Below are 17237 nucleotides of genomic sequence, written 5' to 3'. Positions count from 1 at the left end.
ATGAAGGAAATGGGGGTAGACCCCTCCTGAGTATCGACGTTAATTAAATTGCTGGGCGTAGAATTGTGCATACCGCCCTCCCTGAGCCAACAATTCATCATGGGTGCCAGACTCAATCACCTGACCATGTTCCATCACCAGAATGCGATCGGAACGCCGCACGGTGGTTAAGCGGTGGGCGATGATAAAGACTGTCCGATGCTGCATCAGACGCTCTAGGGCTTCCTGAACCAGAGCCTCTGACTCAGAATCCAGAGCCGAGGTAGCTTCATCGAGGATCAAAATCCGGGGGTTGAGCAAAACGGCCCGAGCGATCGCTAGGCGCTGTCGCTGTCCACCGGAAAGGTTAACCCCCCGCTCCCCCACCCAGGTTTGATACCCCTTAGGGAACTGAGTGATAAAGGGATGGGCATTGGCAATGGTCGCTGCCGCCTCAACTGCTTCTAGATTAAACCGATCCTGGCCAAAGGCTATGTTCTGGGCAATGGTACCGGAGAAGAGCACGGTTTCCTGAGGAACAATGCCAATCTGACGTCGCAGGCTGGCAAGGGTGACATCGCAGATATTGATCCCATCCACCAAAATCTCGCCGGCTTGAGGATCATAAAAGCGGGGTAACAGATTCACCAGAGTGGTTTTGCCGGCTCCAGATGCTCCCACTAGGGCAATCATCTCCCCTGGAAAGGCCAATAGGCTTAAGTCTCTGAGGACAGGCTGATCGGGCTTGTAAGCAAAGCTGACATGGCGATATTCCACCTTGCCCGTGACGGGGGGTAATCCCTGAGCATTGATTTTCTCGACCACTTGGGGCTGCACCGCCATCAATTCAAAGACCCGGTCTACGGAAGCCTCTGCCTGTTTAAACTCATTGAAGCTGCTGGTAAACAAGTCAATGGGTTGGATCAACAAGGCCACCGCGGTTAGATAGCTGACAAAGTCCCCCCCCGGTGAGATTCCCTTGGGAAATCTGCCAACCTCCCAGGAGAAACAGAAACAGGATGCTGATGGCTTCTAGAAACCCCACAATCGGCACCTGAATCGCCTTCAGGGCTTCAGCACGATAGCGGGCTTGACGGTTGCGTTCCGCTTCCTGGCTAAACCGTCGCACTTCATAGTCCTGAGCTGCAAAGGCTTGCACCAACCGCACTCCTCCCAAAACCTCCGTCAACAGCGCTGAGAGATTGGAAACCTGCATCTGCGCCCGTCGGGAGACTTCGAGCAGGCGATCGCCAAACCAACCCACCAACCCAGCAATTAAGGGAGCCAGAATCACCGTTGCTAAGGTCAGTTGCCAGTTGAGATAGAGCATGTAAATCGGAATCGCCACCAGCTGCAACAGGCAGGGTAAAAGCTGGTGAGACAGTTTGTTCACCACCTCACTGATGCGATCCACATCCTCTGTGAGGCGATAGGCCAGATCTCCCGTTTGTGCTGTTTCAAAGTAATCCAGGCTGAGGCGATGCAAATGGGCATAGGTACGACTGCGGAGATCAAAGGCCGCCTTCAGAGCCGCATCGGCCATCCAGATATCTTGACCTGCTTGAAAGACACCTCGTACCAGAAAAGCCAGGGCACTCATGGCAATCAAGTGGGCGATCGCAGCCACATTCCCCGCACCTACCGAGACAGCAACCCGACCTGCTAATTGGGGGAGCAACAGTGTGATGATCACATAGCCAAGAATACAGGTGGTACCTAGGGCAAGAACTTTGCGGTGAGGCCAGAGATAGGGCAGGAGTTGCCAGTAGGTTGAGCGAGTTTTCAAGGGCAGGAGCCAGAAATAAAGTCAAACGATAGGAAGACAGGCTACTGGGGACAGCGACTGGACAAGGTTAAAGTCTACGATCGCCCCTTGCGTTGAGCCGGCCCTGATCCTCTGAACTGTCGCCACCCCACCCAGACCAAAAAACGTGACGAGCAGAAGCCCTAGGACGACCTTTGACAGGGGGCCAATATACTGATCTACCCACTCGTAATTGTCCCCCAAGAGGTAGCCAGCAACCGTGAGCAAGGTGACCCAAAGCGTCGTTCCCAGAGTGGAGTAGAGCAGAAACGGCAGGAGCGGCATCTGACAAATTCCCGCTGGAATCGAGATCAGGGTGCGGATACCAGGAACCAAGCGAGCCAGGAAGACCGCTTTTTTGCCGTGGCGATTGAACCACAAATTGGCCTTTTCAATGTCATGCCCCGAGATCCCCATCCACTTGCCATAGCGGTTAGCCAGGTGATAGAGACGATGGTGTCCCAGAATTTTACCTGCGTAATACCAGGGCAATGCCCCCAACATCGTTCCCAGAACCCCCGCCAGGATGGCAGCCCCAAAATTCATCTGTCCGCGGGCGACGGTAAACCCTGCCAACGGCATGATCAACTCTGAGGGAATCGGCGGGAAGAGATTCTCGAAAAACATCAGCAACCCAATCCCCCAATAACCCAGGGAGTGCATCGTGCTGGTAATCCATTCAGCCATCCGTTGTGCGTCCTGTATATAAACGATGGTGCCAATCCATGGATCGGAACAACCGGAGAACTCTCCGGCAGCCGTTGGTCATTGAGCGTCAGATTGAGGGGAACAATTGAACCCGGAATGGCTGGTATCTCAGCGACAAACTCAGGGGTGATACCCTTAGGCAAACTGCACCTCTGGAGATCCCAAAGACCATTGCAACGGTTCTCCATCGGAGCATCGCCCCTGAAACTATTTACGTACCGGATGTCCAAGAATTGATGTACTCAAGCTGAGCCGGAGTAAGGCTATCGATGGCAATGCCCATCGCTTGAAGCTTCAGCCGGGCAATTTCCCGATCGACTTCTGTGGGAATCGAATGGATACCCGGCTGTAACTGTCCCTTGTGCTTAACCAGATACTCACAGGCCAGCGCTTGGTTGGCGAAGCTCATGTCCATTACCGCACTGGGGTGCCCTTCAGCGGCTGCCAGGTTAATCAACCGCCCTTCCCCTAAGACCACCACTGACTTGCCGTTGGGGAGACGGTATTCCTGAGTGAAATTGCGCACCGTCTTGACATCAGTGGCTTCAGCCCCGAGTGCCTTGAGGTCAATTTCAATGTCAAAGTGACCGGAGTTGCAAACAATGGCTCCATCTTTCATCACGGCAAAGTGTTCAGCCCGAATCACATGTTTGTTCCCGGTCACCGTGACGAACAAATCCCCTAGGGTGGCAGCCTCTGCCATCGGCATGACGCGGAAGCCATCCATAACGGCTTCAATAGCACGTACGGGATCAATTTCCGTGACAATCACATTGGCGCCCATGCCCCGTGCCCTTAGGGCGGTGCCTTTTCCACACCAGCCATAGCCTGCGACTACTAAGTTTTTACCCGCTAGCAGCACATTGGTTGCCCGAATAATCCCATCCAGGGTGGACTGCCCCGTGCCATACCGATTGTCAAAAAAACGTGCTTGGTGTCAGCATCATTGACATTCATCGCTGGGAAGGTGAGAACCCCATCCCGGAACATCGCCCGCAGTCGGACAATCCCCGTCGTCGTTTCTTCGGTGGTGCCAATTAGATCGACAAGCTGTGGTTGCCGTTCCTGAACCAAGGTAGCGACGACATCACAGCCATCGTCGATGATGACGTTGGGGCGGTGGTCGAGGGCGATTTGCACATGGCGACGGTAGGTGTCATTGTCTTCTCCCTTGAGGGCAAAGACAGGGATGCCGTAATCCGTGACCAAGCTGGCCGCAACATCATCCTGGGTCGAAAGCGGATTACTGGCAATTAAGAGGGCATCAGCCCCCCCTGCTTTGAGGGCGATCGCCAAATGAGCCGTTTCAGTGGTCACATGGCAGCAAGCAATCAAGCGAATGCCTGCAAAGGGCTTTTCTTGGGCAAACCGTGCTTGAATTTGACGCAGAACTGGCATCTCTCGTCCGGCCCATTCGATGCGTTGTTTGCCCTGGGGAGCAAGGGAAAGATCCTTGACTTCATACGTCTGCCCGGGAGTGGAGCGGAGGGAGGTTGCCGTCATGAATTTACATTCCTCAATAAAAATCAACCTAGGATGAGTTGTCTTTGCAATTACAGCACTCACTGACAACCCAGTTTAAACAAAACCTGGTCGATTCACCAGCAGCGGGATTTCGGCCTAGGCTTTAATCACCTGATGCCCTTGAATTCCCCGACTAGCAAGGGCATTGCGAGTGTCAATGATCAAGGCACTGTGAGCCGCAACTAGGGAATAGTTCACCGCATCATGATCGGTGACAATCAAGGTGGCATCACTGTGACTGACCACTGCTTCATCCAGGGGCACCGATTGTAGCTTCAAGTGGAGGTACCGGGAATGCCCCTGGCACAGAGGAACATGGGGATCGTGATACTGGACGATCGCGCCCTGTTGTTGCAGCAGATCGATTAACTTCAGGGCTGGGCTTTCCCGCTGATCGCCCACAGTTTTTTTTGTAGGCAACCCCTAAGATCAAAATCTTGGCCCCATTCACAGACCGACACCGTTGATTCAATGCCGCGGTTAACTGCCCCAGAACATAGTGGGGCATGGCGGTATTAATTTCCCCCGCCAGCTCAATGAAGCGGGTGTGTAAGTCGTACTCGTGGGCTTTCCAGGTTAGGTAAAACGGATCGATGGGGATGCAGTGCCCGCCCAAGCCAGGGCCGGGATAAAAGGGTTGAAAGCCAAAGGGTTTGGTACTGGAGGCTTGGATCACTTCCCAGATATCAATGCCCATGCGCTGAAATAACACTTTTAATTCATTGACGAGGGCAATGTTGACCGCTCGATAGGTATTCTCGAGAATTTTGGTAGCTTCAGCCACCTGAGTCGAGGAAACGGGCACGGTCTTGACAACAAACTGATCGTAGAATGCTTGGGTGAGAGCGAGACAGGTGGGGGTAATCCCGGAGACAACCTTGGGAATCACCGAGGTATTGAAGGTTGAGTTGCCGGGATCTTCCCGCTCGGGTGAATAACCCAGGAAAAAATCAACTCCTACCTGGAAGCCACCTGCGGCCAAAATCGGCAGAACCTCTTCATTGGTGGTGCCAGGATAGGTGGTGCTTTCCAGCAGAATGAGTTGGCCAGGACGGAGGGTGGCAGCGATCGCCGTGGTTGAGTTGAGCACATAGCTTAAATTAGGCTCACGGTGATCCCCTAAGGGAGTGGGGACACAGAGCAAAATAATATCGACCTCTGCCAGTTTTTCCATCCGATCCGTGGCTTGCAGATCAATTTGTTGCAGCCATGCCGAGGGAATGTGTTCGATATAGGATTCTTTGCGGCAGAGCTGCTCGATCTTACGAATATCAATGTCAAAGCCCAAAACCGGGAAGCCTTGTTTGGCAGCGAGAATTGCCAGCGGCAAGCCCACATAACCGAGTCCAATTACCCCGACCTTTGCGGTTCGTTGATGAATTTGCTCAAGCAGTCTGGGGGCTAAATTGTCTGCCACCCTAGTGGATGGAACATCCATGCAGTTACCTCGTCACCGTCCGTAATTCCCTCTTCCGTTCATTATTCTATGAATTACAGAGCGTTAGGCAGCGATGTTCTTTGGCCTATCCACTCCGGGGTCACGAGACCGACCTTCAGCACTCCCAGGGAATCGTACCATCCGGTGCTTGCGCATTCCCCCAAGCTGGACTATGTTATACTCAATGTACTGAATTTCCCCCGCACACTTGGTTTTAACCCTCCAGTACATTCAGTGTGCAACACAACGGGAACCTTACTTTAGAAAGTATTCACAAAATCTAACGGTATGACAAAAACTGGTGCCACCTCTATGGTGCTTCACCCAATGGTGAAACTCCAACGTCAAGTGCGATCGCTTGTTGATTCTAAACTGATTAAATCCAGCGACAGTCTCTGGAAAATTGCCCTCCTCTATGGGGATGACTGGCCCCACTGGAAGCAAGAACTCCAGGACTTTGGCTTTGCCATGCAGGATCCCGTGAGTGAGTTGCTCCTGGTTGACACCTGGGAAGAGAGCGACGACTAACCCACGATTCCCCTCAAATGCCATTGCCTGCTTACTGAAGCACGGATCTCGGCCTAAAGGGAGCCGCAGGTTCCCCGATCCGGAACAGAATGGTAAACAAGTTATCCTGGGTGCGGAGAGGAACCCCGAAGGGATCATCCCCGTAGTTGTAATCAACGTTGCTCCAGTTGGCAACTAAACTCGGGCTGTTGTAACCATTGCCTAGCTTCATTCTCAGTTCAGCTCCATAAAGGGAGCGTGAAGCATTGTCATTCAGGGGTGAATAGTAACCTGACAGGGCAAGATAGTCTCCTAGGGGAATGACAACATCAAAGCGGAGGGTGTTACTGATTGAGTTGGGTAACAAATTCCCAGCCGTGTAGGTGGCACCAAGAGAACCATTGAAAACATTCAGCCGCATCCCCGCGTTCACAAAATTAACTAGGGAATCGACCTCAAAAATACCAATATTTTGGGGTTGATCCAGGGCATAGTACATGCCTGAAAAGAGTGTGATGTTACTAAAGGCATTCAGTCGTAGCTGTTTCGAAAGCCCAGCACTGAGGCGACTATAGTAGTCCCGATCGGGATGCACATAACCAATGGCACCAGCGGAGAGCGTCCAACCCTCCCAGGTAAAGGTGGTATCAGCACCTAGATAGGCTTTAACGGTTTCAATATTGTTACTCGCGATCACGCCAGTGTAGTACCTTAATATTTGGTTGGTGTCTGTAATATTGCCTGTAAAGCTGATGTGAGGAAAGTAGTGTGTGGTCTCCGTTAGTTGGCTCACCGAAACTAAAAACGCATTTTGCTGAAAGAAGGTTAAGTAAAGTTGTACATAGAAATCAGCAAGATTTTGGGTACTGAACACCTGATTATTCACCGCTGAAACAAAGGCAACATTCTGATTCACCCCCCCCTCCGCCCCAGCCGACACTGTTGGAACTAAGGGACTCGTTAATTCAAAGCCCAAGACGCTATTGCTCAAGTCATAGTCGGTGACGGCAGATAACCCGACCCACAGGCTGTTGAAATGAGCCGCAGGGATGGGAACACTTGGTTGGGGGGACTTGGCGTACCCAATCCCGGCATGGTAGCTGGTGATGCTATCGTCAGGAATTCGTGTATTATTGGCCGCTTGGAACAGGTTCCGACTGACATTGGTGTTGGCGGGGCGATCGCTGCCAGCTAGTTTCGGATTAGCATCTGGGAGAAACTCCGTTGCTAGTTGAGCCGCCGTATTCTCTAGGACATAGGGATCATTGAGTATCCAATTGGTTCCCCGGATTGTCCGCCCCAGGACTGCTTCTTCATGATTCGATCGCAGAATTTGCCGCACTCGGTAATATCCCAGGGCTGGAGTATTGTAGATTTCTTCCAGGCGTGTCACCGTCGAAAGATTGGTGTCACTGTTGCCGGGAATCCCTCCAATATTGGGGAAAAATAAATCTAAGCCCACCACTTGTCCATTGGCGACAATATTCTGGAATCCAGGCTGAGCCAAGATAGCCAGTGACTCTGGCGAGACCAGATCACCCAACCGACCGGGTTGGGAAATCCGGGTTGGCACCTGAAACTGCGGGTCGATGGAGTTCCGATCCACAACCAGTGCTGGGGTGAGGGTACATTGATAATTAGGATTGGGGGGAACAATTCCGAGGGCAGAACAGTCCCCGGTAAAACTCTGCTGGATTAGTAATCCCTGGATGGTCTGAGGATCTTTGTTGGTCACTGTCACCTGGTGGAAGGTGCGAACCGTTTGCAGGTGGACATACTCCCCCCATTGCTCTGAGCTAAAGACGTTGTCTCGTGACAGGTTTTGCTGAATAGAGCCGCGTGTGCGGACAATGACATTAAAGTCGGGATTTTTCTGGAGATCATTGGCGAAACTATAGGCACTGCCTAACTCCCAACGGGTGAGATGGCTAATGGGAAAATTGTTCAGGATAAATGTGGTAATCAGCGGATTCACCCGTTCATCCTGCACCAAAGTGGGAGGGAAGAGGAACGGGACATCGGGGGGCGTGGGGGCTGTCAGGGGGCGAGGTATCGCCGGCTGAGTTGGCAGCGGTGGCAGTTGACTGAATTCCGTTGCCTCCCGCGAGTTGTCAATCAGCACGTCCAAGAGGGAATTACCAACAAAAGCACTATAGGATGCCGATCTCACTGGCCAGACATCGTCATCAGGCTTGAGGGTGAACAACCCGACAACAGTGGCCGTGGTAACAGGGGGTTGACCGACGGCAGCGCCCAAGGCAACCAAGTTAGCGGTGCTAGCCAGTTCTAACCAGAGGATGAGCTGCGTAAGCTGTCGGGAAACATGGGTCATGCTGTTAGCAACTCAATGAAATGTCAATGGGGGCTTTTGACCCTCAGACGCTGAGAGCAGTCTCAGACCATATCAAGGCTTGTAATGATTATTGAGTATTGAGAGTAACTTTTTAGACTGAAGAGACACGTCAATTGTTAACTGGGTTGACCCAATTCTGGAAAGCCAGGTTCCACAGAGAACAACGGGTGCAGAGTGCTATAGATAGAGGATGCCAGCAGACCCAGCTGCAGACGCTGCGATCGCAGTCCTAACCCGATAGATGCAACCATGGCCACCCAGATCACCCAGGGGGAACTCCCAAGGATTGAAGCCCAACAAGCCCTGCAAAAGGGAGCTTACCGTACCGCGATCGCCCTCTATCAATCGTTAATTGCGCTAGAACCTCACATTCAACAGCATTACTGGTATCTCGGTTTGGGGCAACTGTTGCAGGGGCAACCAGAGGCAGCAAGAACCACTTGGCAGGGGTTGCTTGCCACTGCCCCCCCAGACCAACGAGGTGATTGGGAAACAGCGCTGATTCAAATTTTGCAACAAGAAGCCCAGCGCCGTAGTCAAGGCCAGGACTATGCCGGAGCTTGGTTGCTGTGGGAGCAGATTCAAGACCTGCACCCACCCCTCGAAAGCCCAACGGATGCCACAATCTTGACGCAACAGCTCCAGACTTTGAGGGATACCGATCAACTCGCAATTGTCACAGGAGTCTCGCCGCTCCTAGGGCAAGTGCTTTGCCAATTGGCATCTGAGCCACGACCACAGGTGAATCCAGAGCTACTGCACCAGAGTTTGCAGCGGTTACTCACCGATGCTCTGCTGTGTCCAACCACTTTGAAATTTGCAGCGGCTTGTCTGCCCTACATTACCTCCCCCCAGCCTTGGGTCAATCGTTTACTGATCGCAGCTCGCCAGTCATCTTTGGCTTGGGGTACCTCTGATCTGGCAGTCCAACTAGCCGGTTTCTGCAACCAATTGCAGCCAGATGATCCAGCCACGCTTCAGTCATTGTCCGAGTTTTATTATCGAGGCGGACGCTTTGCTGAGAGTATGGCAACGACCCGCGAATTGATCTCCCTGGCTACCCATACCCCTGAAAAAACTTTATTTTCTCTATCTGTTGCTCCGCTCTATGCTCATGTGTAGTGGCTACTGGCAAGAAGCCTTGAAGGTGGGGCAGGAGCAAGCCGCCCTGGCCCTGACCCTGGAAACCGATCCACCAACCGTTTTGACGGCATCCGAAGCTGGAAATCTGCTGCTGTCTTTATTCATGCTCCCCTATCTTCAAGATGCTCCCCAGCAGTTTCACCGCTGTCAGCAGCCAATTTCCCGATTTTTTCAGACCACGCTGCAACGGCTCTATGCTGCTGCGGTCGAACAATATCAACAGCAACACCAGCAACGCGGACAACAGTGGGCGCTTGGTCGTCCGTTGCGCATTGGGTACCTGTCCCATTGCCTGCGTCGCCACTCCGTCGGTTTTTTGGTGCGATCGCTACTGCACCACCATGATCGGGCGCAATTTCACATCTACGGCTACATGGTGAACTATCAAGAAAGTTCCCAAGACCCGGTTCAGCAGTGGTTTAAGCAAAACATTGAGCAGGTGCGCCTTCTGGGAACGGATACGTTGGAGATTGCAGAGCAAATTCATCAAGATCAAATTGATGTATTAGTAGATCTCGACAGCCTGACCCTGGAGCTGACCCTAGCCGTCATGGCATTGAAACCCGCTCCCGTGCAAGTCACCTGGTTAGGCTACGATGCCGCTGGTCTCCCTGCCATTGACTACTTTATTGCCGATCCCTATGTGTTGCCTGAATCAGCTCAAGATTATTACCAAGAAAAGATCTGGCGGCTTCCCCAAACCTATATTGCAGTCGATGGCTTTGAAGTTGATCTGCCCACCCTAGATCGCGCCGATTTGGCCATTTCCGACAGCGCCATGGTCTATCTAACCGCTCAGGTTGGTAAAAAACGTCATCCTGACACCATCCGCTTGCAACTACAAATTCTCCAGGGGGTTCCTGGAAGCTATCTCTTGATCAAGGGTTTGGGAGATCAAGGATTACTTAAAACCAGTTTTCTAGAGTTGGCCGATCAAGCCGGGGTCGATCGCGATCGCCTGCGATTTTTACCCTTACAAACGCTGGAGGCACAGCATCGCGCCAATTTGGCGATCGCAGATGTGGTTCTGGATACTTACCCCTATACAGGAGCCACCACAACCTTAGAAGCCTTGTGGATGGGGATTCCCCTCGTGACTCGGGTGGGAGAACAATTTGCAGCCCGCAACAGCTACACGATGCTGCGTAATGTGGGCGTGGATGCTGGCATTGCCCACAGCGACTCAGACTATGTTGCCTGGGGCATCCGTCTCGGCACCGATGCCAGGCTGCGAGATCAAGTCACGCTCCAACTCCTTCAGGCTCGCCGCTCAGCTCCCCTCTGGAATGCTCCCCAGTTTGCCAGGGAGATGGAAACGGCCTATCAACAAATGTGGCAGCGGTACGTCCAGACAATCGTTCCCTTACCCGACTTCCATGGAACAAAAAATCTCTGATTTTTCCCTGAATTCACAGGTGTCCCAGGCCGCTAAAGCCCACCAAGCCCTGACGAATGGTGCCTTGAGTCAAGCCGCCAGCCTGTACGAAGCCCTTATTGCCGCCTCGCCGGAAACCACCTGTTACTACTGGTACTTAGGTCTGTCCTTGCTCTTACAAGGCCAGGACTTAGAAGCCCAATTAACCTGGATGTCTGCCCTGGACAATGCCGCTCCGGAAGCACAGACAGCCTTGATCACCGAACTCGTCCAAGTCCTCAAGACCGAAGCCGATCGCCGGGATCAACAACAGGACTATCAGACGGCTTGGGAGCTAAGGGAGCGACTTCTCTCGATCAATTTACAGCATCTGTCTCTCCCTGCCTCCGACAATTGCCATGTCTTATTGAATTCGCTACTGGCAGCAGACGTTGCAGCCCTGCAAACCGACACACCAGGGACGCTGCTCCACGTTCTGGCCATGTTACAAGCTCTCCCACCAGCCCTTGACTCAACCCTATTGCTGTTGGTGCTGAAAATCGTCCTAGAGAATGCCCTCATCCACCCCATTTCCCTGGCGTTTGCCTCCGCCTGCTTACCCTATGCCCAGCCAGCTTCTGCCTATGCTGAGGTGTTACTCCAGGCTGCCAAAGTTGCCCTTTATGTTAGATCGAGAGCCAACCTAGCCACGCAATTTGCCCAACTTATCCTCAGCCTCCAGCCAGAACACCCTGATGGCTTAAGTTTGCTGTTTAATAGTTATCTCTTCTCGCATCACTATGTGCAGGCATGGGAAACAGCCCACAGAATAGCAGCTACCGCCACCACCCTACCGGCCCGAGCGATCGCCCTGGGACAGATCTTGCAGACCAGCCTGTTAATCGGTGCCGATTGGCAAGAAATTCTGACAGTCAGTGCAGCCCAAAGATCTGCATTGACAGCACTTGTGGCAACATCAACCACGGTGTTAGAGGTCAATGTTGCCTTACCCCTGTTGTTATCCCTGTCCCAGACCCTTTATCTGGTCGATGCCCCTGAAATTTACAGACCCCTCCAGAATCAGATCGCAGCTCTCTGCCAAACCAGCATTGAACACCATTATCGACAATTTCTACCACCAAGGCAGGTATCTCCTGTCTTTGACTCACAAAACATCTCTCCAGTCAAGGGTGATGGCCATTTGCGTCGCCCCTCCCCCGAAGCTAGGCGGGTTCTTGACCATCGCCCCCTAAAAGTCGGCTATCTCTCCCACTGTCTCCGTAGCCATTCCGTTGGGTTCTTGGCACGAGCCTTACTCCAGCACCATGACCGTGACCAGTTTCGCATTTATGTCTATTTCGTAGCCTATCAACCAGACTTAAAAGATCCCTTACAGCAGTGGTACCACCAGCAGGCAGATCAAGCCTATGTATTTGGCACGAAGGCTGAAGAAATTGCAGCGCAAATTGCCCAAGATCAACTGGATATTCTAGTGGATCTAGACAGTCTCACCCTTGACATCACCTGTGCCGTCATGGCTTTGAAACTAGCCCCAGTGCAGATCACCTGGCTGGGCTGGGATGCCAGCGGTCTGCCCACAATTGACTATTTCATTGCCGATCCCTATGTACTACCTGAAGCAGCGCAAGATTACTACCAGGAAAAGATCTGGCGGCTTCCCCAAACCTATATCGCCGTGGATGGCTTTGAAGTTGATCGGCCCACCCTGCGTCGGGAACAGTTAAATATTTCCCCGGATGCCGTGGTCTATCTGAGTGTGCAATCTGGTTTCAAGCGTCACTTCAACACAGTAAAGTTGCAACTACAAATTTTGCAACGAGTACCCAATAGCTACTTATTAATCAAGGGATTAGCCGACCAGGCGGCAACCATTGCAAAGTTTAATCAATTGACTGAGGACATGGGGGTCAGTCCCCAGCGATTACGTTTTTTGCCTCGTACCTCCACCGAGGCAGAACATCGAGCCAATCTAGCGATCGCCGATATAGTCCTCGATAGCTACCCCTATAACGGCGCTACTACCACCCTGGAAACCCTCTGGATGGGAATTCCCCTCATCACCAGGGTGGGGGAACAATTTGCAGCTCGCAACAGTTACAGTATGTTGCGAAACGTCGGCATTACCGCTGGCATTGCCTACTCTGCGGAAGAATACGTAGATTGGGGAGTTAGGTTGGGTTCCGATCCAAGCTTGCGCGATCAGATTGCCCTTCAGTTACACAAATCTCGGCGCACCGCTCCCCTGTGGCAAGCCAAAATTTTTACCCGACAGATGGAATCTGCGTATCAACAAATGTGGCAGAAAAAAACCTTCATCAACTCTTCATTGAACCTTAATTGACGCTGGATCAAGAGGATTGTTATAACCGTTGTAAGAACGAGTCCTAGGAATTGGCGCAAGTAGATCGTATATATCCCAGCTTCAGAGATAAAAACATACTGAATTAGTTCACACCATTCAGTCACACCAGGGAGTCAACCAATAATGATTATTAAATGTCCAAGAGTGGCTGCTTTTTGTGTTTTAGCGACTACCACCGCAGCCCTAGGTTTAGTTCCTGCGGCCCTTGCAGGAGAGGGGGGGGGCAGCAGGTGCGGCCTCGTTTACACTTGATGCTGGTGGTACCGCAGTGACCAGTGCTGCGGTTGCTGGTGCAGTAGGTAAAGTCAATGCCTTGGCCGGTGCCGCCAATGATGGTGTTGCTTCCAGTGCCTTTGCAGTAGGTGGTTCTGGCACCTTTGGCGTTACTCTCACGAATGGCCAAATTAGTGCCCTGACCCTGGGTTCAGATGGATCTCTGGGTACTGCTCAAACTAACACCCTGGGTTCCGCCATCAACATTAATGCCATTTCCGGGACGCTTTCCGTGACCTAAACCTGGATATTTTTGGTTTTGGTCTAAGTTAATGCTTGATTGCAGTCTTTTTTGGCCTGCTGGTTTGAAGGCTCATCCAGCAGGTTCTTTTATTTAAGGGTTGCGGAATGGTAATTCAGTAGGACGTAGCGATGCCATGACCACTAACCTGTTCTTTTCGGAATATATCTCCACCCCTACTAACAATCGAGTGCTGGAGATTTACAATCCCACCACCAATCCGGTTGATCTATCGGGTTATCGGATTCAAATTACACGGCGACAAAATTCTGGCTCGGGCTACTCCACCACGGCAATTTCTCTCCCCTTACCTGCCATTACACTCCCCCCAGGGGATGTGTTCATTCTTGCCAGTATTGATGCCACGGATTCCGCGCTGATTGATCAGTTAAATGCGCTGCCAACCTATACAACGGGTCCGAGTACGGGTGTCGATAAGTTCACGACCAGCGATAGCTTGTTCTATGTCGGCGACTCAGCCATTACCCTGGTGCAAGTGCCCTCAGGCACCGTTGTAGATTCCATTGGTCAAATTAACTTCGACCCTGGCACCGCCTGGACAGGAAACGGTGTTAGTACAGCTGATCAATCTCTCCAACGCAAAGGCACGGTTAGCACCGGTGACTTTAGTAATACCGATGCCTTTGATCCATCTCAGGAGTGGATCAGCATTGGCACTGGTGTGTTTACCGATCTGGGTAGTCACACCCTCTCCCCACCCAACACCTTTATCGGCACCCCAGGTGACGACATTATTACCGGTACGGATGACAACAATGATCTGCTCATCGGTCTAGCAGGGAATGACCACATCTCTGGTTTGGCATTAAATGACACCCTATACGGTGGCGATACCTTAGATAGTGCTGGGAGTGGGAATGATACCCTCAGAGGGAATACTGGAAATGACCAATTATTCGGTAGCGATGGCGATGACTTTCTCTATGGGGGCGATGAAGTCAATACGGCTGGCAGCGGTGCTGATTTACTGATTGCTGGATCTGGCAACGACCTGCTGTTGGGTAATGATGGCGATGATACCCTCTATGGCGGCGACGCAGCAAATACCGTGGGCAGTGGCATTGACACCCTCAGCGGCAATGAAGGCAACGACCTGCTGTTGGGTAATGACGGCGATGATATCCTCTATGGCGGCGACACAGCAAATACCGCAGGCAGTGGCAACGACACCCTCAGTGGTGGGGCTGGCAACGACCAGCTATTCGGCAATGATGGCAATGATACCCTCTATGGCGGCGACGCAGCAGATACCGCAGGCAGTGGCAACGACACCCTCAGTGGTGGGGCTGGCAACGACCAGCTATTCGGCAATGATGGCGATGATACCCTCTATGGCGGTGACGCAGCAGATACCGCAGGCAGTGGCAACGACACCCTCAGTGGTGGGGCTGGCAACGACCTGCTATTTGGCAATGATGGCAATGACATCTATCGATTTGATACGGATGTTGCCTTGGGGAGTGACACGATTACTGACTCCAGCGGTACTGATCTCCTGGATTTTTCTGAAACCACGACTCAGGCCATTACCGTCAATTTAGAGACAACTGGCAGCAGTCAAACCATCAACGGTAACCTGACCCTGACCCTGAGCAGTGGCACCCAGATTGAAAATGTCACAGGAGGGAGCTTAAACGATGTCTTAACTGGAAGTACCCTCGATAACATCCTCAAGGGCATCGGGGGCGATGACCAGCTTTTGGGTGGAGCAGGCAATGACACCCTTTATGGTGGCGACATCAGTGGTAGTGGTAGTGGCAACGATACCCTTACTGGGGAAGCAGGCAACGATCAGCTTTTCGGTGGAGATGGGAACGACAGCTATCGGTTCAACACAGACACCACCTTGGGCAGTGACCTTGTCAACGATGCCAGTGGGACTACAGATAGCCTCGACTTTTCTGGTACCACCACCAAGACCATCACGGTGAATCTGGGAACCACCTCAAGTCAGGTTGTGAATAGCAACTTCACCTTGACGGTGGCAAGTACTACTCAGATAGAAAACGTCACCGGGGGTAGCCTTAATGACACCCTGACCGGCAGCACTCTCAACAATTCCCTGTCCGGGGGGGGCAGGGAACGATAGCCTATCCGGGGGGAACGGCAACGACACCCTCCAAGGTGATGCTGGCACTGATTCTCTGTTGGGGGGGTAGCGGCAATGACAGCTATAAATTCAACACCAATACAGCTCTTGGCAGCGACCTTGTCAATGACTCCAGTGGTACGGATAGCCTCGATTTCTCTGAGACCAGCAGCCAGACGATTACCGTCAACTTAGCCACGATCACCAGTCAAGTTGTCAATGGTAACCTCACCTTGACCCTGGCAGGTGCCACCCAGATGGAAAATGTAACGGGAGGTAGTCTTAATGACCTGCTAACTGGTAATAGCCGAGCAAATATACTCCTTGGGGGAACGGGCGATGACAGTCTTCTGGGAGATACGGGGAATGATACCCTGCAAGGAGACGCAGGCAATGACAGCCTTCAGGGGGATGCTGGCAATGATAGCTACCGATTCAATACAGATTCTGCCCTAGGGAGCGACACGGTTACGGACTCTGCTGGCACCGATGTCCTTGATTTTTCTCCTACCTCAGCCCAGAGCATTACCGTTAACCTGAGCACTGTTGGCAGTAGCCAATTCATCAATAGTAATTTAACGCTGACGATATCCAGTGGAACTCCGATTGAAAATGCGATAGGTGGCAGTAGCAATGACATCCTGAACGGTAGTACTGGGAACAACTCCCTTGTGGGAGGCGCAGGGAACGATCAGCTATCTGGAGGTAATGGTAACGATACGCTCCAGGGTGATGCGGGGGATGATGTCCTCGATGGCGGGGCCGGGAATGACCGCTATCGATTTAATGCCAATACAGCCCTAGGGAGTGACACAGTTACCGATATCAGTGGTACTGAGACTCTGGACTTTTCCCCGACTACGACCCAGGCTGTAATCGTAGATTTGGGAGTCACTGGCAGTAGTCAAACCATCAATAGTAACCTTACCCTGGCCCTAGCTAGCGGCTCTCAGATTGAGAATGTCACCGGGGGCAGCCTGAATGATGTCCTCATTGGCAACACCCTGAACAATTCCCTGGTCGGTGGCACTGGCAATGACAGTCTCTTTGGAGGTAGCGGCAATGACAATCTCCAGGCGGATGCGGGCAATGACACCTTGGATGGGGGTACCAATAACGATACCTATACAATCGATGCTGATTCTGCCCTCGGCAGCGACACCATTATCGATACCGATTCTGTTGGTACTGATATTGCCAACTTTTCTACAACGACCACCCAAGCTGTAGCCGTCAATCTAGGCACTATTGGCAGTAGTCAAATTGTCAACGGCAATCTCACCCTCACCCTTGCCACAGGTACATTACTGGAGAATGTCACGGGGGGTAGCCTCAATGACACCTTGACGGGTAATACCCTGAACAATTCCTTGATTGGTGGGGCTGGCAATGACAGTCTATCTGGGGGTGCTGGCAATGA

Annotated in this window: 11 protein-coding genes and 3 pseudogenes; 8 read left to right on the top strand and 6 right to left on the bottom strand. The window is 52.2% G+C overall.

Going from position 1 to position 17237, the window contains the following annotated elements:
* Positions 1–39 precede the first annotated feature (39 nt).
* From DO97_RS30825 to DO97_RS06100, 4 genes and pseudogenes are all read right to left on the bottom strand, one after another.
* Positions 40–1765 (bottom strand): annotated as a pseudogene (locus DO97_RS30825) (ABC transporter ATP-binding protein).
* A gap of 21 nt (positions 1766–1786) precedes the next feature.
* Complete coding sequence (locus DO97_RS06110; protein WP_081980643.1) at positions 1787–2470, bottom strand: DedA family protein; 684 nt, start codon at positions 2468–2470, stop codon at positions 1787–1789.
* Positions 2471–2702: 232 nt separating this feature from the next.
* Positions 2703–3994, bottom strand: a pseudogene (ahcY, locus tag DO97_RS30820) (adenosylhomocysteinase).
* Positions 3995–4111: 117 nt separating this feature from the next.
* Positions 4112–5453 (bottom strand): annotated as a pseudogene (locus DO97_RS06100) (nucleotide sugar dehydrogenase).
* 288 nt (positions 5454–5741) lie between these two features.
* Here DO97_RS06100 and DO97_RS06095 point away from each other — a divergent pair.
* Positions 5742–5981 carry a DUF4327 family protein gene (locus DO97_RS06095; RefSeq protein WP_239651507.1) on the top strand — a complete coding sequence of 80 codons (240 nt, stop codon included), beginning with the start codon at positions 5742–5744 and terminating at the stop codon, positions 5979–5981.
* Between the two features lie 31 nt (positions 5982–6012).
* Here the strand turns inward: DO97_RS06095 and DO97_RS06090 are convergent, their stop codons facing one another.
* Complete coding sequence (locus DO97_RS06090) at positions 6013–8292, bottom strand: hypothetical protein (RefSeq protein WP_052128452.1); 2280 nt, start codon at positions 8290–8292, stop codon at positions 6013–6015.
* Between the two features lie 137 nt (positions 8293–8429).
* Positions 8430–8564 carry a hypothetical protein gene (locus DO97_RS27455; protein WP_275574958.1) on the bottom strand — a complete coding sequence of 45 codons (135 nt, stop codon included), beginning with the start codon at positions 8562–8564 and terminating at the stop codon, positions 8430–8432.
* On the opposite strand from DO97_RS27455, the gene DO97_RS22980 reads away from it, so the two are divergent.
* The 7 genes from DO97_RS22980 to DO97_RS06065 form a co-directional block, all read left to right on the top strand.
* Positions 8563–9435: a tetratricopeptide repeat protein gene (locus DO97_RS22980; RefSeq protein ID WP_052128451.1), complete on the top strand. Its 873-nt coding sequence runs from the start codon at positions 8563–8565 to the stop codon at positions 9433–9435. The two genes, DO97_RS27455 and DO97_RS22980, sit on opposite strands and share 2 nt — an antisense overlap.
* On the top strand, positions 9422–10852 hold the full coding sequence (locus DO97_RS22975) for an O-linked N-acetylglucosamine transferase, SPINDLY family protein (protein WP_052128450.1): 1431 nt from the start codon (positions 9422–9424) through the stop codon (positions 10850–10852). Before DO97_RS22980 ends, DO97_RS22975 begins: the two co-directional genes overlap by 14 nt.
* Complete coding sequence (locus DO97_RS06080; protein WP_052128449.1) at positions 10833–13172, top strand: O-linked N-acetylglucosamine transferase, SPINDLY family protein; 2340 nt, start codon at positions 10833–10835, stop codon at positions 13170–13172. The genes DO97_RS22975 and DO97_RS06080 overlap by 20 nt, the downstream gene beginning before the upstream one ends.
* 289 nt (positions 13173–13461) lie before the next feature.
* Positions 13462–13707 carry a hypothetical protein gene (locus DO97_RS06075; RefSeq protein WP_156120464.1) on the top strand — a complete coding sequence of 82 codons (246 nt, stop codon included), beginning with the start codon at positions 13462–13464 and terminating at the stop codon, positions 13705–13707.
* A gap of 136 nt (positions 13708–13843) precedes the next feature.
* Positions 13844–15817, top strand: coding sequence for a calcium-binding protein (locus tag DO97_RS27450; RefSeq protein WP_052128448.1), 1974 nt, complete (start codon positions 13844–13846; stop codon positions 15815–15817).
* Entirely contained in the window at positions 15786–15887 is a 102-nt protein-coding gene (locus tag DO97_RS30100) for a hypothetical protein (protein WP_081980646.1), read from the top strand. The genes DO97_RS27450 and DO97_RS30100 overlap by 32 nt, the downstream gene beginning before the upstream one ends.
* Positions 15856–17237: beta strand repeat-containing protein (locus DO97_RS06065; RefSeq protein ID WP_162182950.1), on the top strand; the 1382-nt coding region annotated here is incomplete at its 3' end. The genes DO97_RS30100 and DO97_RS06065, both read left to right, overlap by 32 nt.

Origin of the sequence: Neosynechococcus sphagnicola sy1 (assembly GCF_000775285.1) — a bacterium.
GTDB classification, from domain to species: Bacteria; Cyanobacteriota; Cyanobacteriia; order Neosynechococcales; family Neosynechococcaceae; genus Neosynechococcus; species Neosynechococcus sphagnicola.
This window is presented reverse-complemented; position numbering and strand designations above follow the sequence as displayed.